General features: G+C 70.1%; 19 protein-coding genes. 10 read left to right on the forward strand and 9 right to left on the reverse strand.

Annotated elements, in window-relative coordinates; genetic code table 11:
• The first annotated feature begins 8 nt into the window (after positions 1-8).
• The 4 genes from AB0L37_RS12870 (at position 9) to AB0L37_RS12885 (ending at position 3,276) form a co-directional block, all read left to right on the forward strand.
• On the forward strand, positions 9-665 hold the full coding sequence (locus AB0L37_RS12870; RefSeq protein WP_365503698.1) for an MBL fold metallo-hydrolase: 657 nt from the start codon (positions 9-11) through the stop codon (positions 663-665).
• Positions 666-779: 114 nt separating this feature from the next.
• Positions 780-1,652, forward strand: a complete 873-nt coding sequence (locus AB0L37_RS12875; RefSeq protein WP_365503700.1) for an ABC transporter substrate-binding protein — start codon at positions 780-782, stop codon at positions 1,650-1,652.
• The gene (locus AB0L37_RS12880; protein WP_365503702.1) at positions 1,649-2,530 is read left to right on the forward strand and encodes an amino acid ABC transporter permease; all 882 of its coding nucleotides are present in this window, start codon (positions 1,649-1,651) and stop codon (positions 2,528-2,530) included. Before AB0L37_RS12875 ends, AB0L37_RS12880 begins: the two co-directional genes overlap by 4 nt.
• The gene (locus AB0L37_RS12885; protein WP_365503704.1) at positions 2,527-3,276 is read left to right on the forward strand and encodes an amino acid ABC transporter ATP-binding protein; all 750 of its coding nucleotides are present in this window, start codon (positions 2,527-2,529) and stop codon (positions 3,274-3,276) included. The genes AB0L37_RS12880 and AB0L37_RS12885 overlap by 4 nt, the downstream gene beginning before the upstream one ends.
• A gap of 8 nt (positions 3,277-3,284) precedes the next feature.
• On the opposite strand, the gene aroQ is transcribed toward AB0L37_RS12885, so the two are convergent.
• Positions 3,285-3,758, reverse strand: a complete 474-nt coding sequence (gene aroQ / locus AB0L37_RS12890; RefSeq protein ID WP_365503706.1) for a type II 3-dehydroquinate dehydratase — start codon at positions 3,756-3,758, stop codon at positions 3,285-3,287.
• Between the two features lie 147 nt (positions 3,759-3,905).
• Between aroQ and AB0L37_RS12895 the strand changes: the two genes are divergently transcribed.
• A complete protein-coding gene (locus tag AB0L37_RS12895) occupies positions 3,906-5,198 on the forward strand; it encodes an MFS transporter (protein ID WP_365503708.1) in 1,293 nt (430 codons plus the stop codon).
• Here the strand turns inward: AB0L37_RS12895 and AB0L37_RS12900 are convergent.
• From AB0L37_RS12900 to AB0L37_RS12930, 7 genes are all read right to left on the reverse strand, one after another.
• A complete protein-coding gene (locus tag AB0L37_RS12900) occupies positions 5,188-6,288 on the reverse strand; it encodes an ionic transporter y4hA (RefSeq protein WP_365503710.1) in 1,101 nt (366 codons plus the stop codon). The two genes, AB0L37_RS12895 and AB0L37_RS12900, sit on opposite strands and share 11 nt — an antisense overlap.
• 70 nt (positions 6,289-6,358) lie before the next feature.
• Positions 6,359-6,667, reverse strand: a complete 309-nt coding sequence (locus AB0L37_RS12905) for a hypothetical protein (protein ID WP_365503712.1) — start codon at positions 6,665-6,667, stop codon at positions 6,359-6,361.
• Between the two features lie 133 nt (positions 6,668-6,800).
• Positions 6,801-7,790 (reverse strand): TerC family protein, encoded by a 990-nt coding sequence (locus AB0L37_RS12910; protein WP_365503713.1) that lies wholly within the window; start codon positions 7,788-7,790, stop codon positions 6,801-6,803.
• Between the two features lie 263 nt (positions 7,791-8,053).
• On the reverse strand, positions 8,054-9,931 hold the full coding sequence (locus tag AB0L37_RS12915; RefSeq protein ID WP_365503715.1) for a TerD family protein: 1,878 nt from the start codon (positions 9,929-9,931) through the stop codon (positions 8,054-8,056).
• Positions 9,932-9,942: 11 nt separating this feature from the next.
• Positions 9,943-10,521, reverse strand: a complete 579-nt coding sequence (locus tag AB0L37_RS12920; RefSeq protein WP_365503717.1) for a TerD family protein — start codon at positions 10,519-10,521, stop codon at positions 9,943-9,945.
• Positions 10,522-10,674: 153 nt separating this feature from the next.
• Entirely contained in the window at positions 10,675-12,810 is a 2,136-nt protein-coding gene (uvrB, locus tag AB0L37_RS12925) for an excinuclease ABC subunit UvrB (protein WP_365503719.1), read from the reverse strand.
• A gap of 74 nt (positions 12,811-12,884) precedes the next feature.
• Complete coding sequence (locus AB0L37_RS12930) at positions 12,885-13,739, reverse strand: MHYT domain-containing protein (protein ID WP_365503721.1); 855 nt, start codon at positions 13,737-13,739, stop codon at positions 12,885-12,887.
• 269 nt (positions 13,740-14,008) lie between these two features.
• Between AB0L37_RS12930 and AB0L37_RS12935 the strand changes: the two genes are divergently transcribed.
• Genes AB0L37_RS12935 through AB0L37_RS12945 form a run of 3 tightly spaced genes read left to right on the forward strand, consistent with a single transcriptional unit; the run spans position 14,009 to position 16,821 of the window.
• Positions 14,009-14,884, forward strand: a complete 876-nt coding sequence (locus tag AB0L37_RS12935) for a glycerophosphodiester phosphodiesterase family protein (protein WP_365503723.1) — start codon at positions 14,009-14,011, stop codon at positions 14,882-14,884.
• Between the two features lie 44 nt (positions 14,885-14,928).
• Entirely contained in the window at positions 14,929-15,489 is a 561-nt protein-coding gene (locus AB0L37_RS12940; RefSeq protein ID WP_365503725.1) for a methylated-DNA--[protein]-cysteine S-methyltransferase, read from the forward strand.
• 48 nt (positions 15,490-15,537) lie between these two features.
• On the forward strand, positions 15,538-16,821 hold the full coding sequence (locus tag AB0L37_RS12945; protein ID WP_365503727.1) for an MFS transporter: 1,284 nt from the start codon (positions 15,538-15,540) through the stop codon (positions 16,819-16,821).
• A gap of 13 nt (positions 16,822-16,834) precedes the next feature.
• On the opposite strand, the gene AB0L37_RS12950 is transcribed toward AB0L37_RS12945, so the two are convergent.
• On the reverse strand, positions 16,835-17,212 hold the full coding sequence (locus AB0L37_RS12950; protein ID WP_365503729.1) for a cupin domain-containing protein: 378 nt from the start codon (positions 17,210-17,212) through the stop codon (positions 16,835-16,837).
• 156 nt (positions 17,213-17,368) lie between these two features.
• On the opposite strand from AB0L37_RS12950, the gene AB0L37_RS12955 reads away from it, so the two are divergent.
• On the forward strand, positions 17,369-17,635 hold the full coding sequence (locus tag AB0L37_RS12955; RefSeq protein WP_365503731.1) for a GlsB/YeaQ/YmgE family stress response membrane protein: 267 nt from the start codon (positions 17,369-17,371) through the stop codon (positions 17,633-17,635).
• A 139-nt stretch (positions 17,636-17,774) separates the two neighbouring features.
• Entirely contained in the window at positions 17,775-19,001 is a 1,227-nt protein-coding gene (gene fdhA, locus AB0L37_RS12960) for a formaldehyde dehydrogenase, glutathione-independent (RefSeq protein ID WP_365503733.1), read from the forward strand.
• Positions 19,002-19,141 lie beyond the last annotated feature (140 nt).

Raw genomic sequence — 19,141 nt, forward strand, 5'->3', positions numbered from 1 at the left:
CTGAGCCCATGACGTACAGCGGAGCGGTGAAGGTCGGCGGCCCGGCGGACGTGCACGAGCTGCAGGACCTGATGATCTCCAAGGTCGCGGTCGGCCCGATGGACAACAACGCCTATCTGCTGCGGTGCCGCGCGACCGACCAGCAGCTGCTGATCGACGCGGCGAACGAGCCGCACACGCTGCTCCAGCTCATCGGTGACGACGGCATCACGGCCGTCGTCACCACGCACCGGCACGGCGATCACTGGCAGGCACTGGCGGAGGTCGTCGAGGCGACCGGCGCGCGCACGTACGCGGGGCGCGACGACGTCGAGGGCATCCCGGTCGCGACGGACGTCCCCGTCGCCGACGGCGACACGATCGAGTTCGGCCGGATCTCGCTGACCGCCCGCCATCTGGTCGGCCACACGCCCGGCTCCATCGCGCTGGTCTACGACGACCCGCACGGCCACCCGCACGTCTTCACCGGCGACTGCCTCTTCCCGGGTGGCGTCGGCAACACGCACAAGGACCCGGAAGCCTTCGCGAGCCTCATGGACGACGTGGAGTCGAAGATCTTCGCGCCGCTGCCGGACGAGACGTGGGTCTACCCGGGACATGGCAACGACACGTCCTTGGGCGCCGAGCGGCCGTACCTGTCGGAGTGGCGCGCGCGGGGCTGGTGATCCGCGCCGCTGTACGCGGCCTCTGTTCACACGACAGCAACACGTGTTCCCACCATGCGGACAGTTGCCGTCCTGACCTCGACAAACAGGGCTGGGCGCTGTCAGTCTCCCGCCATGCATCTCGCCAACCGCGCCGCGCGTCTTGCCGTTTGCTCCGCCGTGGTCCTCGTCGCTGCGGCGGCCTGTGCCCCCGAACCCGAGGACAAGGCCGCGGGCAAGCCCGCCACGGCCGCCTCCTGCCCCGCGGGCAAGCTCCCGACGGTGGCGTCCGGCAAACTCACCGTGGGCACCGACAAGCCCGCCTACGCACCGTGGTTCGAGGACGACAACCCGGCCAACGGCAAGGGGTTCGAGTCGGCGGTCGCGTACGCCGTGGCGAAGCAGCTCGGCTACCCCGCGTCCCAAGTGACGTGGCAGACGGTGCCGTTCAACAGCTCGTTCGCCCCCGGTGCGAAGAAGTTCGACTTCGACATCAATCAGGTGTCGATCAGTGACACCCGCAAGAAGGCCGTGGCGTTCTCGTCCGGCTACTACGACGTGCGGCAGGCCGTCGTCGCTCTGAAGTCGTCCAAGGCCGCCAAGGCGAAGAGTGTCGCGGACCTGAAGGACGCGAAGCTCGGTGCCCAAGTGGGCACGACGAGCCTGGACTTCATCAACGACCTGGTGAAGCCCACGCAGAAGCCGGCCGTCTACCAGAAGAACGACTTCGCCAAGTCCGCGCTGAAGAACGGCCAGGTGGACGCGATCGTGGTCGACCTGCCGACCGCGTTCTACATCACCGGCGCCGAGGTCACGGACGCCGAGGTGGTGGGCCAGTTCGAGAACTCGGGCAGCGCACCCGAGCAGTTCGGGCTCGTGCTCGACAAGGAGAGCGAGTTGACGTCCTGTGTGACAGGCGCCGTGGACGCTCTTCGCAAGGACGGCACGCTCGCCTCCCTGGAGAAGAAGTGGCTCTCCGACGCCGTCGACGCACCGGTGCTCAAGTGACCGTCGTCAAGCAGCCGTCCGTCATCGAGGACGCGTACGTCCCCTCGGAGCGCCGAATAGCGCGCGAGCGCTACCAGCGCACCCGTGCCCGCCGGGCGACCGGCATCGCGGCGCTGAGCACCTTGGTGACGGGCGCCGTCCTGTTCGTCGTCATCACCAACTCCCCCGGCTGGGAGCGCACGAAGGAGACCTTCTTCAGTGCGCACTACGCGCGCGTGGCGCTTCCGCAGGTCCTTGAAGGTCTCTGGCTGAACGTGCGTCTTCTGGCGGTGTGCGGAGTCTGCGTCCTGATCCTCGGGATGCTGCTCGCCCTCGCGCGGACGTTGCGGGGGCCGGTCTTCTTCCCGCTGCGCGCGCTGGCGACGGCGTACACCGACTTCTTCCGCGGACTGCCACTCATCATCTGCTTGCTGCTGGTCATCTTCGGCGTTCCGGCGCTGCGCCTTCAGGGCGTGACCACGGATCCCGTCCTGTTGGGCGGCGCAGCGCTGGTCCTGACGTATTCGGCGTACGTCGCCGAGGTGTTCCGCGCCGGCATCGAGTCGGTCCATCCCTCGCAGCGGGCCGCCGCGCGTTCCCTGGGGCTCAACAACCGTCAGACGCTGCGCTATGTGGTGCTGCCCCAGGCGGTGCGCCGTGTCGTGCCCCCACTGCTGAACGACCTGGTCTCGCTCCAGAAGGACACCGGTCTGGTCTCCATCGGCGGTGCGGTGGACGCCGTGTACGCGGCGCAGATCATCGCCAGCAAGGACTTCAACTACACGCCTTATGTGGTGGCGGGTCTGGTGTTCGTGGCGCTCACCATTCCCATGACGCGCTTCACGGACTGGGTGACGGCCCGGATGGACCGGCGCCGGGCACAAGGAGGCCTCGTATGACCGAGCCCGTGCTGCGGATGGAGTCCGTGCGCAAGACGTTCGGCGACACCGTCGTGCTGCGCGACGTGGACCTGGAGGTCGCTCCGCACAGCGTGACCGCTCTGATCGGGGCCTCCGGGTCCGGCAAGTCGACGCTGCTGCGCTGCGCCAACCTCCTGGAGGAGATCGACGACGGCGCAATCTGGCTGGACGGGAAGGAGATCACCGACCCGCGTACCGACGCGGACGCCGTGCGGCGGCGGATCGGCGTGGTCTTCCAGGCCTACAACCTGTTCCCGCACATGACCGTCCTGGAGAACGTCACGCTCGCGCCGCGCCGGGTGCACGGCGTCGCGCGCGAGGAGGCCGAGGAACGCGCCAGGGGCCTCCTGGAGCGCCTCGGGCTCGGCGAGAAGGCCCGGGAGTACCCGGACCGGCTCAGCGGCGGCCAGCAGCAGCGTGCGGCGATCGTACGGGCCCTCGCCGTGCAACCCCGGCTGCTGCTGCTCGACGAGGTCACCGCTGCCCTCGACCCGGAGCTCGTCGGTGAAGTCCTCGACGTCGTGCGCGACTTGAAGGGCGAGGGCATGACGATGGTGCTGGCCACCCACGAGATGAGCTTCGCCCGTGAAGTCGCCGACCAGGTGTGCTTCCTGGACGGTGGCGTGGTGCTCGAACGCGGCGCCCCGGAGGCCGTGTTCGGCGATCCGCGGCAGGAACGTACGCGACAGTTCCTGCGCCGGATCGTGGACGCGGGGCGCCTGTAAGTGCCCTGCTACGCCTGCGCCGTGCCCGGCGCGGCGAGGGCCGCCACCCGCTCCACGCCGAACGCGTAGCCCTGTACGCCGCACCCCGCGATCACGCCGTCGGCGCGCAGCGAGACATAGGAGTGGTGCCGGAACTCCTCGCGCTGGTGGATGTTGGAGATGTGGACCTCCACCACGGGCAGGCCGTCACAGGTGTTGAGCGCGTCCAGGATGGCCACGGAGGTGTGCGAGTAGGCGGCGGGGTTGATCACGATGCCGACGTGGTTCTCGCGGGCCTCGTGGATCCAGTCGACCAGTTCGCCCTCGTGGTTGGACTGGCGGAAGTCCACGGTGGCTCCGTGGGCGGCAGCCGCCTTGACGCACAGCGCCTCGACGTCGGCGAGGGTGTCACGGCCGTAGATCTCCGGCTGCCGCTTGCCGAGCAGGTTCAGGTTCGGCCCGTTGAGAACCATGATCGGGGCAGTGGCGAGCGTGCGCGGCACAGGGAACCTCCGTACGTGAGTGGTAGCTCCTTGAGGGTCTATCACGCCGCGCTGGACGGACCATGTCCCGGAGGGCTCTCCACACGCCCCGCACCGCGCTCTCGCACGCCCCCGTAACCTGCGGCGACCACGGGTAGTTGCCGCGGCATGCGCACCACTCACCGTCCGTCACTGCCGCGGCTCGCGGCCGCCTCGCTGGCCGGCACCGCCATCGAGTTCTTCGACTTCTTCGTCTACGGCACCGCGGCCGCGCTCGTCCTCGGCCCGCTGTTCTTCCCGACGTTCTCGCCGCTCGCGGGAACTCTGGCCGCCTTCGCGACCTTCGGGGTGGGCTTCGTGGCAAGGCCCCTCGGCTCGGTCCTGTTCGGGCACATCGGGGACCGGCACGGGCGGCGCCCCGTCCTGGTGGGGTCGCTGATGCTCACCGGCGCCGCGACCGTCGCGGTCGGCTGCGTGCCTACGTATGCGTCGATCGGGGTGGCCGCTCCCCTGCTTCTTCTCTTGCTGCGTTTTCTCCAGGGCCTCGGGCTCGGCGGTGAGTGGGGCGGGGCGGTACTGCTCACCGCCGAGCATGCGCCGCCCGCGCGGCGGGGCCTGTGGGCGAGCCTGCCCCAGATCGGTCCTTCGGTGGGGTTCCTGCTGGCCAACGGGATCATGCTGGCGCTGTCGGCGACGCTCACCGACGCGCAGTTCGCGGCGTGGGGGTGGCGGGTGCCGTTCTGGGCGGCGGGGGCCCTGGCCGTGATCGGGCTGTGGCTGCGCAGGTCGCTGGTGGAGAGCCCCGCCTTCCTCGATGTGGCCGAAACCGCCCGGCTCCCGCTGGCCGAAGTGGTGCGCGGGCACTGGCGGTTGGTGCTCCTGACGGCCGGAGCGCTGGCCGTCGGGTACGCGGTCTTCTACTCGGTGACGACCTGGTCGCTCGCCTACGGAGTGGAGCGGCTCGGGGTGAGCCGCAGCGTCATGCTGGCCTGCATCATGGCGGCGGTCGTCATCAAGGGGGCGTCGACACCGGTGGCGGCGCTGCTCGGGGACCGGTACGGACGGCGTCCCATGTGTCTGGTGGGGTGCACGGTGGCAGCGGTGTGGATGCTGCCGATGGTGGCCCTTCTGGCCACGGGGGAACCGCTGTTGATGTTCCTGGGGTTGCTGGTGGCGCTGTTCGCGTTCATCACGATGTTCGCCGTGATCGCCGCGTATCTGCCGGAACTGTACGAACCACGGGTGCGTTGTACGGGTGCGGCGGTCGGCTACAACCTGGGCGGGGTGCTGGGTGGAGCGCTCACCCCGATCGCGGCGACGGCTCTGGCCGAGGGGGAGACGGGGGTTCCATGGGGTGTGGGCTGGTATCTGACGGGGATCGCGGTGCTGAGTCTCGGCTGTTTCGCGCTGCTTCCGGAGACCGCTCCCGGCGTCGTACGGGAAGAGCCCGTCACGGCGTGACGGCGAGTTCCACGTACGCGGCGAGGATCACCAGATGCACCCCGCCCTGGAGCGGGGTGGCCCGCCCGGGCACGACGGTGAGCGTGCTGACGACCATGGTCAGCGCGAGCAGCACCATGTGGGTGGCGCCGAGACCGAGGACGAGCGGGCCGTCCAGCCAGAAGGAGGCGATGGCGACGGCGGGGACGGTCAGACCGATGCTCGCCATCGCGGAGCCGAGCGCGAGGTTGAGGCTGGTCTGGACGCGATTGCGGCGGGCGGCCCGCAGCGCCGCGATGGTCTCCGGCAGCAGCACGAGCAGCGCGATGATCACGCCGACGACGGCATGCGGCATACCCGCTGCCTCGACACCGTGCTCGATCGTCTTCGAGACGCCCTTGGCGAGGCCGACGACCGCGATCAGGGCGAGACCGAGCATTCCGAGGCTGGTCAGCGCCGCACGGGTGGTCGGCACGTCCGCGTGGTCGTCGGCGTCGATCACCTCGCCATGCTTGGTGATCGGCAGGAAGTAGTCGCGGTGACGCACCGTCTGGGTCGCCACGAAGAGCCCGTACAGGACGACGGCGGCGACAGCGGCGAAGACCAGTTGGGAGGTGGAGAACTCCGGGCCCAGCTTGCTCGTCGTGAACGTCGGCAGGACCAGGCAGAGCGTCGCGAGGGTGGCGACGGTGGCGAGCGCGCCGCCGGTGCCCTCGGACTGGAAGATCGCCACGCGGTGGCGCAGGGCCGCCGCGAGCAGGCTGAGGCCGACGATGCCGTTGCACGTGATCATGACGGCGGCGAAGACCGTGTCCCGGGCGAGCGTGGCGCCCTTCGCGCCGCCGTCGGCCATCAGGGTGACGATGAGCGCGACCTCGATGATCGTGACGGCGACGGCGAGCACCAGGGAGCCGAACGGTTCGCCCACACGGTGGGCGACGACCTCGGCGTGGTGCACGGCGGCGAGCACGGAACCCGCGAGGACGATGGAGGCGAGGGCGACCACGGCCCCCGGCAGGTCGCGCCCCCACGTGAACCCGAGCAGCACGACGGCCAGCACCGGGACGACGACATTCCACTGCGTGGTCAGTGCCCGGAGTCTGTTGATCATGCCTTCGATGGTGCCCGGGGCGGTGCGGGGGCGCGACTTCGGCGCTACGTCAGGAGCGGCTCGGCGCGGCTCACTTCAGTTCGCGGGCGTCCCGGACGTCACAGTTGGTGAAGGCCGGCGGCCGGGTGCACATCGCGGAGAGCTGCTCGTTCAGCTGGGAGACCTCGGGGCGTTCGTTGCTGCGCATCGCGTCGTCGTACGAGTCGAACTCGATGACCGCGAGGTAGCGGCCCGCGGTGTCGCGGTCGGCCAGCATGATCCGATGCGTGGGTCCGCCGGGCGTGCCGGCCATCCGCTCCTGGAACTGGTCGAGCAACTCCTCCATCTCGTCGATGCGCTGGGTCTCGAAGTCGATGATCTGCGCGAACTTCAGACTCATGGGGTCCTCCCCCGTCGTGCCGTCGCGCCCCGGGCCGGGGTGCGCTCTCAGTGCACAAGCAAGCACCGGGAGCCGTGCGCGGCAATCGAACGCGCACGGCTCCCGGTGCTGGTAATTCCTACGTCTGACGCGGTCAGGCCTCGATGCTGTCCTTCTGAGCCGCTTCGGCCGCGTCCCGCTCGGCCTGCTTCTTGGAGGCGAAGAGGCTGGTGATCGTGGTGATGATCAGGACGCCGCAGATGACGCCCAGCGAGACCGGGATGGAGATCTCCGGCACGTGGACACCGGACTCGTGCAGCGCGTGCAGCACCAGCTTCACGCCGATGAAGGCGAGGATGACCGACAGGCCGTAGCTGAGGTGGACCAGCTTCTTGAGCAGGCCGCCGATGAGGAAGTACAGCTGGCGCAGACCCATCAGGGCGAACGCGTTGGCCGTGAAGACGATGTACGGGTCCTGGGTCAGACCGAAGATCGCGGGGATCGAGTCCATGGCGAAGAGCACGTCGGTCATGCCGATGGCGAGCATGACGACCAGCAGCGGCGTCATGACCTTCTTGCCGTGCTGCCGGATGAAGAGCTTGGTGCCGTGGTACCGGTCGGCGACGCCGAACTTCTTTTCGATCGACTTAAGGAGGCGGTTCTCCTCGAACTCCTCTTCCTCCTCGTCCGCCATGGCCTCCTTGATGAGCTTCCACGCGGTGTAGATGAGGAAGGCACCGAAGATGTAGAAGACCCACGAGAAGTTGGCGATGACCGCGGCACCGGCCGCGATGAAGATCGCCCGCAGGACGAGGGCGATGAGCACGCCGAACAGCAATACGCGCTGCTGGAGCTGGGTCGGCACCGAGAACTTCGCCATGATCAGAATGAAGACGAAGAGGTTGTCGACGCTCAGGGACTTCTCGGTGATGAAGCCCGCGAAGAATTCGCCGGCGGCCTGGCTGTTCCCCCAGATCAGCAGGCCGATGCCGAAGAGCACCGCCAGCACGATCCAGACGACCGTCCAGATCCCGGCTTCCCTGATGGATACGTCGTGGGGCTTGCGCCCGATGAAGAAGTCGACCGCGATCAGGGCGCACAGACCAAGAATGGTCAGCACCCAAAGGGTCATCGATACGTCCACTGCGCCTCCGGCGTCGTACGGCTACTGATCAGCGTCGTCGCTGCCGGAGGTCTCTTCCACCCGGGCGCCGTCCGGCGCCTCGGGCCGACGCCCCGGGATCGGCGGCCATCGGGCCGGTCGTCCGTATTGACGGGAACGCCGCGTACGGGAGTACTCCCCTCCGCGTAAAGGAGCGTACTCGAAACACCCATGAAAGGTAAAGGGAAAGGTAAAGAGGTCCTCAAGTTGCCAGGTCAAAAGGCCTCCCTGGTCCTTCGGAGACTTCAGAGACCCCTCTCCCGCCGGGCCCTCGCCACCTCCGCGAGCACCTGGCGCAGCACGGCACTGCCGTACGGGACCGTCGGCGGCTCGTACGTCCAGGCGTGCCCGACCCATGGGTCGGCCAGGTGGTCGTCGGGCACCGGCGTCACGCGCAGCAGGGAGCGCCACAGGGGGTCGAGGAGCGGGCCGTACTCCGCCGCGTCCTCCCGGTCGGCGACGAGCATCAGATGGACGCCGACCTGCGGCCCTTCATCGGCGAGGTAGCGCAGCCGGGTCACGGAGCGGTCGTCGAAGCCGTGCGGGAAGTCGTGCACGATCAGGAGCTGCTCGGCGATGTCCAGGTCCGGCGGGAGCGCGTCGGCGGCGCCCGCGCGGATCGCCATCTGCACCAGGTCGACGCGCTCGGTCAGCCGGGTCAGGGTCTCGGCGACACCGGCCGCCCCTCCGGCCGGCGGCCCGGCGAGCACGCCGGCGTCGACGAGCGGGGCGAGCGCACCCGCGGCCGTGCCCGCCGGATCGATGACGTGCAGGCTGACATCGCCCGCCGGGTACGACGCCAGCAGCCGCACCGCGTGCACGACCGCAGTGTGGGCGGCACGGGCCCGCAGTTCGTCGGCGTCGGCGAGGGTGTCGGCCGCGGAGGCACCCGCGTCGACCCACAGACCGCGCTCCAGCGGCAGCCGGACGAGCATCGGGATGCGCAGACCGACGCTCTCGCTCTCGGGCAGCCGCAGATCGCCGAGGCGGATCGCCATCGGGGTCTCCATGGGGCTGCGGTACGCGTGCCAGCACGGGTTGTCCCAGCCCGCGTACGCCGCCGGGAGCGCGGGCTCGACGACCTCGGACTCGGCGACGAGCTGCGCCAGGTCGCGGTCGAGGGCTTCGCGGGCACGGTCGACGAGGGCGCCGTGCTTGGCGGTGGCGGCCTCACGGGCGGCGTCGCCCTGGCCGCCGATCCGGCTGCGCGGGTCGGACAGGACGCTGTCGAGTTCCTGCTCCATCCGGGCATCGGCGAAGTCGACGGCGCTGCGGTAGGCCGCCGTGGTGCGGGCGAGGTCCTCGAACATGCCCCACACCTGGTTGTAGAGCCGCTCCTCCATGGACCAGCCGGTGGCGTCACCCGCCACGGGCACGGCGGGCTGCGGGGCTGCGGGCGGTGGTGCCTGGCGGCCGGGGTGGCTGTAGTCGATGGGGCCTTGGGCGGCGCCGGCGCGGGGCGGGGGCGGGGTGGGCGGCAGCGCACTCGACGCGTGTCCGGCCGTGGCCGCCGCGCGGATCTGTGCCTCGTCCGTCGTACGGGCCGGGGGCGGGGGTGCGACCGCTCGGGCCAGGCCCTGGGCGACGGCCTCGTGGATGGTGACTGCCAGAGCGGCGGCGTCGGGCACACCCTGGTCGGCGAGGAGCGCTCCGAGTCCCTCGGCATAGCCCTGGCCGATGGCGCGCACCTTCCAGGCGCTCTGCCTGCGGTAGAGCTCCAGGGCGACGACGGCCGACTCCGTGTCGAGGTCGGTGATCGTGTAGCTGGCCTCCTCCGTGCCGTCGAGTCCGGTGACGGCGACGAAGGGGGCGGCGACGGCCCCGAACCGGGTCGGCCCGCCGACGCCCACGGGGAGCGCGAGCAGCACGGTGACCCGGTGCACGTCCTGCGGCATGGCGTCGAGGTCCACGGCGAGGCGGTGGTCCGCCGCCGCCTGGCGCGGGACCTCGAGGCCGGGCAGGGCGGGTGCGCCGGGGTGGGCGATCCGATCGGCGCCGCGCACGGTGCCCCGGTCGTCGGCGAGCGTGGCGCCCGCGACGACCGGGCGGCCGGCCGACACCCGGATCTCCAGACGGGTCTGGGTGAGGGGGTGGTTCTGCCCCCTCACCAGTTCGGCCGCCATCACGGGCCCCGCTACAGGCCGGGCAGGATCGCGGGCATCAGGTCCTGGAACGTACGGCCGTTGGCCGCCGTGCCCAGGGCCGTCATCTTCCAGCCCGCTCCGTCCCGGTGGACCTTGGCCATGATCTGCGCCGTGTACTGGCCGCCGCCGTCGAGCGTGTAGCGCGCCAGCTCCTGGCCGGTCGTCTCGTCGACCAGGCGGCAGAACGCGTTCTGCACTTCCTGGAAGGTCTGGCCCGTGAAGGAGTTGACCGTGAAGACGATCTGGTCGATGTGCACGGGCACGCGCGCGAGGTCGACGAGGATCGCCTCGTCGTCGCCGCCCTGGCCCACGCCGCCGACCAGATTGTCACCGGTGTGCCGCACCGAGCCGTCGTCGCTGACGAGGTGGCGGAAGAAGACCACGTCGACGGGCTGCTTGTCGGCGAAGAGCACCGCCGACGCGTCGAGGTCGATCTCGCGGGTGCGCGTGCCGAACAGGCCGCGCCGCGGGGCCGCCTGCCAGCCCAGGCCCATACGTACGGCGGTGAGGGTGCCCCCGCCCTGCTTCTCCAAGCTGATGGCCTGACCCTTGGTCAAGTCGATGCCCACGCGCTGTCCCCTCTCGGACCGTCCCCTGTTGCCGCGGCGTACGCACGCGGTTGGTCCAAACCCTAGAGGGGGGCACTGACATCACCGCCACCGCGGGCGGGGTTTTGTGGCGGTCTTGCAACACACCATGGTCACCCCGCCCGTCCTCGCAGGTCAGGCGATGCCTGCCTCCTTCATCTGACGCAGCTCCTTCTTCATCTCCGAGACCTCGTCGCGCAACCGGGCCGCGATCTCGAACTGCAGGTCGGCGGCGGCCGCCCGCATCCGCTCGGTCATCTCCTCGATCTGCTCGGAGAGTTCCGCCGCCGGACGGTCCGTGGGGACGGTGTCCGCCGCCTTGCCGCGCTTCTTCTTGCCGGTGTCCGCCTTGCCGAGGGACGGCACGGGCGCCTTGGCTCCCTCGCCGTCCTTTCCGCCCTTGCGGTAGCCGGTGCCGAGCAGCTCCTCCGTGTCGACGTCCTCGCGCGCGATGGACGCGACGATGTCGTTGATCTTCTTGCGGAGGGGCTGGGGGTCGATGCCTCGCTCCTCGTTGTACGCGATCTGCTTTTCCCGGCGGCGGTTGGTCTCGTCGATGGCCTTCTCCATCGCCGGGGTGATCTTGTCGGCGTACATGTGCACCTGCCCCGACACGTTTCGAGCGGCGCGGCCGATGGTCTGGATCAGGGACGTGCCGGAGCGCAGGAAGCCCTCCTTGTCGGCGTCGAGGATCGCGACCAGAGAGACCTCGGGCAGGTCGAGGCCCTCGCGCAGCAGGTTGATGCCGACCAGGACGTCGTACTCGCCCGCGCGCAGCTCCCGCAGGAGCTCCACCCGGCGCAGGGTGTCGACGTCGCTGTGGAGGTAGCGCACCTGGATGCCGAGCTCCAGGAAGTAGTCCGTGAGGTCCTCGGCCATCTTCTTGGTGAGCGTGGTGACCAGGACGCGCTCGTCCTTCTCGGTGCGGGTGCGGATCTCGTGCACCAGGTCGTCGATCTGCCCCTCGGTCGGCTTGACGACGACCTCCGGGTCGACGAGGCCGGTGGGGCGGATGATCTGCTCCACGTAGCCGTCCGCGCGCGCGAGTTCGTAGTTCCCGGGCGTGGCCGACAGGTAGACGGTCTGGCCGATGCGCTCCTGGAACTCCTCCCACTTCAGCGGGCGGTTGTCGAGTGCGGACGGCAGGCGGAAGCCGTGGTCGACGAGGGTCCGCTTGCGGGAGGCGTCGCCCTCGTACATGGCGCCGATCTGCGGGACGGTGACGTGCGACTCGTCGATGACGAGGAGGAAGTCGTCCGGGAAGTAGTCGAGCAGCGTGTTCGGCGGGGAGCCGGGCTCGCGGCCGTCGAAGTGCATCGAGTAGTTCTCCACGCCGGAGCAGGAGCCGATCTGGCGGAGCATCTCGATGTCGTACGTGGTGCGCATGCGCAGCCGCTGGGCCTCCAGCATCTTGCCCTGCTTCTCCAGGGTGGCGAGGCGCTCGCCCAGCTCCTTCTCGATGTCGTTGACCGCGCGCTCCAGGCGCTCGGGGCCTGCCACATAGTGCGTGGCCGGGAAGATGTAGAGCGACTCGTCGTCGCTGATGACCTCGCCGGTGAGCGGGTGCAGCGTCGAGAGGGCCTCGATCTCGTCGCCGAACATCTCGATGCGGACCGCGAGCTCTTCGTAGACGGGGAAGATCTCGATGGTGTCGCCGCGCACCCTGAAGGTGCCGCGCTGGAACGCCATGTCGTTGCGCGTGTACTGGATGTCGACGAAGCGGCGCAGCAGGTCGTCGCGGTCGATCTCCTCGCCGACCTTCAGGGGGACCATGCGGTCCACGTACTCCTGCGGCGTGCCGAGGCCGTAGATGCAGGAGACGGAGGCGACCACGACGACGTCCCTGCGGGTCAGCAGCGAGTTCGTCGCGGAGTGGCGCAGGCGCTCCACCTCCTCGTTGATCGAGGAGTCCTTCTCGATGTACGTGTCCGACTGCGGGACGTACGCCTCGGGTTGGTAGTAGTCGTAGTACGAGACGAAGTACTCGACCGCGTTGTTCGGCAGGAGCTCGCGGAACTCGTTCGCCAGCTGGGCGGCCAGCGTCTTGTTCGGCGCCATCACGAGGGTGGGGCGCTGGAGCTTCTCGATCATCCACGCCGTGGTGGCTGACTTGCCGGTGCCGGTGGCACCGAGCAGGACGACGTCCTTCTCGCCTGCCGTGATGCGCTTCTCCAGCTCGGCGATGGCCGCGGGCTGGTCACCGCTGGGCTGGTACGGGCTGACGACCTCGAAAGGCGCCACCGTGCGTTCGATCTTGGATACGGGCCGCATGGAATCCACCGTACGACCCCGCACTGACAACGGGGTCCGATCGCCGCCGCGGCCGGGCTCTCAGGCCCGCCGGGTCACCAGCTCTGCGGGGTGCGCGGGGACTGCCGGCCGGGGGCGCGGCGGGGGCGCGGGACGGTCCGCGGGGCGGGAGCGCCGGGGCGGTCGGCGGCCTCCCTGGCGTCGCGCCAGTCGGGCCGGCCCATGATCATCAGGGGGTCGAACATGACCACCACGCCGGCCAGCAGGAGGAAGCACAGGGGGCCGATCAGCATCGGCGCGAGGATGCCGGCGGCCGAGTCGCCGCCGGGGGTGCCGCTGGTGCTGCCGTGCAGCTCGACGCTGACGGCCGCCATGCCCATGTAGTGCATGCCGGAGACCGCGAGCCCCATGATGAGGCTCGCGCCGAGGCTCCACATGATGCCGCGCACCTGGACGGCCGCCCACAGGGCCGCGGTCGCCGCCACCATGGCGATCACCACGGAGGCCCCCACGATGAACGTGTTGTACTCGATTGTCCCGTGAAGGCGCATTCCGGCCATTCCCAGGTAGTGCATGGATGCGACGCCCAGGCCGGTGATCGTGCCCCCGGTGAACAGGGCCGGGCCGGTCGCCCCCTTGTAGCCGACGATGAAGACGCCGATCCCGACCATGACGATGGCGACACCGAGACTCGCGAACGTGGTGGCCTGGTCGTAGTGGATGGGCACTCCCTTGACGGTGAAGCCCATCATCGCGACGAAGTGCATCGTCCAGATCCCGGAGCCGATCGCCGCGGAGCCGAGCGCGAGCCAGCCGACCCGCCACGTGTTGACCACAAGAAGCGATCTGGTGGTGCACCGGAGGCCGAGCGCACCACCCAAGAAGGCCATGAGGTACGCCACTACCGGGGTGACGAGTCCGTAACTGAAACCGTCGACCGTGCCCTGCATGCGACGCAGCCCTTCCGCCCTGTTATGCCTGAGATGCCCTGCTCGCTCCCCCGTCAACGGCCACCAAGTCAGCCACGGTTGAGGCTGAGATTAAAGCTCACGCAGGAACGCCCGAACGATTTTCCGGCAAAGAATCCTCGCTACCTGCACGGGGTCGGTCGCAGTTGGATAACTCCGTTCAACCTGTGACCATCCTTCGCCTGTTTTCTGTTGGCCCCCGGCTGACAGGCTCGTGGCGTCCGTGGTCTCACGACGCATGAGGAGCAGACGTGTACGCACGCGCAGCAGCCGCACTCGCCTCGGTGACGGGCTCCGTCATCATCGGTGTCCTGGTCCTGCCCACTGCCGCACAGGCCGCCCCCGCGCACGACAGACCGGTGGTCGTCGCGCACCGCGGCGCCTCCGCCTACGCCCCCGAGAACACCCTGGAAGCCGTCGACAGGGCCGACGACCTCGGCATCGACTGGGTCGAGAACGACGTGCAGCGCACCAAGGACGGCGCATTGGTGGTCATCCACGACACCACGCTGGCCCGCACCACGAACGTCGAGCAGCTCTATCCCGACCGCGCGCCCTGGAACGTGCGGGACTTCACCGCCGCGGAGATCGCCGAGCTGGACGCGGGCAGCTGGAAGGGCGCCGAGTTCACCGGCGCCCGGATCCCGACGCTCCACCAGTACCTGAACCGCGTGGAGCACAACCACCAGAAGCTGCTCATGGAGATCAAGGCGCCCGAGCTCTACCCGGGCATCGAGGCACAGATCCTGCGGCAGCTGCGCGCGGACGGCTGGCTGCGGCACGGGCACGTGAAGCACCGGCTGGTCGTGCAGAGCTTCAGCGCCGACAGCATCCGCAGCGTCCACGCGCAGCGCCCGGACCTCACGACCGGGTTCCTGGGCACCCCGGCCGTCGCCGACCTGCCCGCGTACGCGGAGTTCGCCGACCAGATCAACCCGTCCCACACGACGATCTCCGCGGCCTACGTCGACGCGGTGCACGCGCTCAAGGGCCCGCACGACAAGCCGCTCGAGACCTACACCTGGACGGTCAACGACGCGGCGGCCGCGCAGCGCGTTGCCGGGTTCGGCGTCGACGGGATCATCACCAACACCCCGGACGTGGTGCGCGAGGCCCTCGACGACTGAGCGCGCACCGGGCGTTGTCAGTGCCCGGCCGTACGGTGGTCGGCATGAACGCCACTGGGCAGAACGAGGACGCGCGACGGGTCGTGTGGACCGTCGTGAGCAGCGACATCGGGCCGCTGCTGCTCGCCGCGACGGACGACGGTCTGGTGTACGTCGGCTTCCACGCGACCGACGCGGTACGGGACAAGGCGCTCGTCCGGCTCGGCTCCCGCTTCGGGACCGAGCCGGTCGAGGCGCCGGACGCGCCGCTGCTGGCCGAGGCGATACGCCAGCTCGGCGAGTACTTCGCGGGCCGGCGGCGGGACTTCGACCTCCCGCTCGACTGGTCCCTCAGCTCCGGGTTCAACCGTGAGGTGCTGCGCACGCTGGCGGCCGGGGTGTCGTACGGAGCGGTCGTGGGCTACGGGGATCTGGCCCGGCGGGTCGGGCAGCCGGGGGCCGCACAGGCGGTCGGCATGGCGATGGGCGCGAATCCGCTGCCCGTCGTGGTGCCGTGCCACCGGGTCGTGGAGAGCGACGGCGGGATCGGCGGATTCGGCGGCGGCCTCGAGACGAAACGCAAGCTCCTGGCGCTGGAGGGGGTTCTGCCCGAGCCGTTGTTCTGAGAAGGTCCCTGGGCGGTGTGAGGTCACTTACGGGGTGGGGGTCGTGCGGTGAGTGCTGGTGACGTGCGTTCCGAGCGCGTCGAGGACGCGTCCTCGGACGACGGCCGGGTCGAGGCGCTGCAGCGGCGTACGCAGCGGGTGCTGGTCGCCTCGCAGATACTCGGCGGGCTCGGGACCGCCACGGGGATCGCGCTGGCGGCCGTGCTCGCCAAGAAGGTCAGCGGGGACGAGGCGCTGTCCGGGCTCGCGTCCACGGCGAGTGTGGCCGGGACGGCGATCCTGTCGGTACCGCTGGCCGCGCTGATGAACGCGCGGGGGCGGCGGGCCGGGCTCGTGCTCGCCTATCTGATCGGCACGGTGGGGGCCGTGGTGACCGTGCTCGGCGCCGCAGCCGGGAGCTTTCCGCTGCTCCTGATCGGGCTCGCGGGGTTCGGAGCGGCGTCGTCGGCCAATCTCCAGGCCCGGTACGCGGCGGCCGACCTGGCCGCACCGGACCGGCGGGCCCGCGCCATCTCCACCGTCGTGTGGGCCACCACGATCGGCGCCGTCCTCGGGCCGAACATAGCCGCGCCCGCCGGCCGGAGCGTCGCCGGGCTCGGCATACCCGAGGAGTCCGGACCGTTCGTCTGGGCGGCCGGGGTGTTTCTGATGTCCGCGGTCCTCGTGCACGTACTGCTGCGTCCTGATCCGCTGCTGACGGCGCGGGCGATGGCTCCCGCCGAGGAGCAGTCACCCGCGGCGCGCTCGCTGCGCGCGGGGTTCGCGGCGGTGTCCGCGTCGCCGCGGGCCCGGCTCGCGCTGGTGACGGTCGCCGTGTCGCACACCGCGATGGTCTCGGTCATGTCGATGACGCCGGTGGATCTCGAACACCACGGCGCGGACATCGAGTTGATCGGGCTCGTCATCAGCGGGCACATCGCCGGGATGTACGCGTTCTCGCCGGTGATGGGCCGGCTCGCCGACCGGTTCGGGCGGCTGACGGTGATCGGGCTCGCCGTGGGGCTGCTCGCCTGCGCGGCGATGCTGGCCGGGACGGCGGGCGGCAGCCACGCGCGCAGCGCCGCCGGCCTGTTCGTCCTCGGGCTCGGCTGGTCGGCGGGGCTCGTCGCGGGCTCCGCGCTGCTCACCGACTCCGTGCCGCAGGCCGCGCGGGCCGCCGCGCAGGGCCTGTCCGATCTGACGACAAGTCTGGCGGCGGGCATCGGCGGCGCCACCGCGGGCCTGGTCGTGGCGACGGCGAGCTACGCGTGGCTGAACCTGGCGGCGGCCTGCCTGCTGGTGCCGCTGGGCGCGCTGGCCCTGTTCACCCGGGGGCGGGCCCAACAGGCATGACAGACGAAGGAGTTCAGCTCAGCGTGATGTGGTAGGCCTTGCGCAGGGTCTCGTGCACGGTCCACGTCGTGCGGTCGCCCTCGCGCAGCACGGCGGCGGTTCCGGGGCCGAGCTCCAGGGTGTCGCCGCCCTCGACCTCGACGGTGGCACGACCGCTGACGACCACGAAGAGCTCGTTCGCCTCGGTGTCGGTGACGACGCCGGGGGTGATCTGCCAGATGCCGCGCAGCTGCTTGCCGTCGGCCGACTCCCACAGCACCGCGCCGGTGACGACCGGGTCCCCGGAGACGATCTGGGCGGGGTCGAGCGGTTCCGGCTCAAGGGTCACGTCCGGGACGCGGACGGCGAAGGAGGCTGCGTCGGGGGCTGCGGTCTGAACGTTCGTGGTCATGGCCGGTCACGGTAGTTGACCTGCGCCTCCGCTCTCACTGGACGGCCCGTAAGGTCTGCGGCCCGCCGACTGGACGGCCCGTCGAGGGGAAGACGGAAGACACGTCGCCCAGAGCGAACAAGGGCGGGCGAGGGCAGACAAGAGGTGCGCAGGGACATGGAGATCTCCGGCATATTCAGCGCGATCGTGGTCGGCGTCGTCATCGGCGTGATCGGGCGGCTGGTGCTGCCCGGCCGGCAGCGCATCGGGATCGTGGCGACGATCGTGGTCGGCTTCGTGGCGGCCCTGCTCGGCACGGCGATCGCCGCGGGCTTCGACGTCGCACAGACCCGGGGCGTGGACTGGACGGAGTGGCTGATCCAGATCGGCCTCGCGGCGTTCGGTGTCGCGCTGCTCGACCGCGGCCGGGTCCGCCGCCGCTGAAACGTACGCCGTTCCCGCTTCAACAACCTGGCCCGGCGGGGCTCCTCAGCGAGCCGTTTCGGTAGCAGACTCCACCGTGCGCACAGCCGGAGCATCCGCCGTTGGACGAGTCATGGAGCCGAAGGGACGGCGATCACGCATGAGCGGAAACAGGGCAGTGGCGTATCTCAAGCCGGGTGCGGTCGAGGTGAGGACCATCGACCACCCCACGCTTGAACTGAAGGACGGCCCGGGGGTGGCGTCCGCGAACGTCGGCCGGGTGTGCCGGCACGGCGTGATCCTCAAGGTGCTCGCCACCAACATCTGCGGCAGCGACCAGCACATGGTGCGCGGCCGGACGACGGCGCCCGAGGGCCTGGTGCTCGGCCACGAGATCACCGGCGAGATCGTCGAGAAGGGCCCGGACGTCGAGTTCCTGGGCGTCGGGGACATCGTCTCGGTGCCGTTCAACATCGCCTGCGGGCGCTGCCGCAACTGCAAGGAGCGCAAGACCGGCATCTGCCTGAACGTCAACCCCGCTCGCCCCGGCGCGGCTTATGGCTATGTCGACATGGGTGGCTGGGTCGGCGGGCAGGCCGAGTACGTCATGATCCCGTACGCGGACTTCAACGTGCTGCGGTTCCCCGACGCGGACCAGGCACGCGAGAAGCTCCTCGACCTGACGATGCTGTCGGACATCTTCCCGACCGGCTTCCACGGAGCGGTGACCGCGGGCACCACGGTCGGCTCGACGGTGTACGTGGCCGGAGCGGGGCCGGTCGGGCTCGCGGCAGCCGCCTCCGCGCAGCTCCTGGGCGCGGCCGTGGTGATCGTCGGGGACCTGAACCCCGAACGGCTCGCGCAGGCACGGAGTTTCGGCTGCGAGACCGTCGACCTGACGCGGGGCACGGTCGAGGACCAGGTCGCCGAGATCCTCGGGGTGCCCGAGGTGGACGCGGCCGTCGACGCGGTCGGCTTCGAGGCCCGGGCGCACGGCCCTGACTCCCCCGAGGCACCCGCGACCGTCCTCAACTCGCTGATGGGCCTCACGGCCGCGGGCGGGGCGCTCGGCATCCCCGGCCTGTACGTCACGGACGATCCGGGCGGCGTCGACCAGGACGCCCGCACCGGGACACTCAAGGTGCGGCTCGGGCTCGGCTGGGCCAAGAGCCACCGGCTCACGACCGGCCAGTGCCCCGTCATGACGTACCACCGGGGTCTGATGATGGCGATCCTGCACGAGCGTGTGCACATCGCGAAGGCCGTGAACGCGACGGTGATCGGCCTGGAGGACGCGCCGCGCGGATACGCGGAGTTCGACCAGGGTGCGAGCAGGAAGTATGTCCTCGATCCGCACGGCGCGCTGAGCGGCGTACGCCCTGTGTGAGACGAGGCTGCCGGGGGACGGGGCTCCACGCGCGCGTGGAGCCCCGTTTCCGTCTTCCATGTCGCGTGTTTGAGTGGGACACCTGACCGCCAGTGATGACAGGGACGAGTTCCCGAGGTTCCAACCGGCGGAAGGCGTAC

Source organism: Streptomyces sp. NPDC052225 (assembly GCF_040679615.1).
GTDB lineage: Bacteria > Actinomycetota > Actinomycetes > Streptomycetales > Streptomycetaceae > Streptomyces.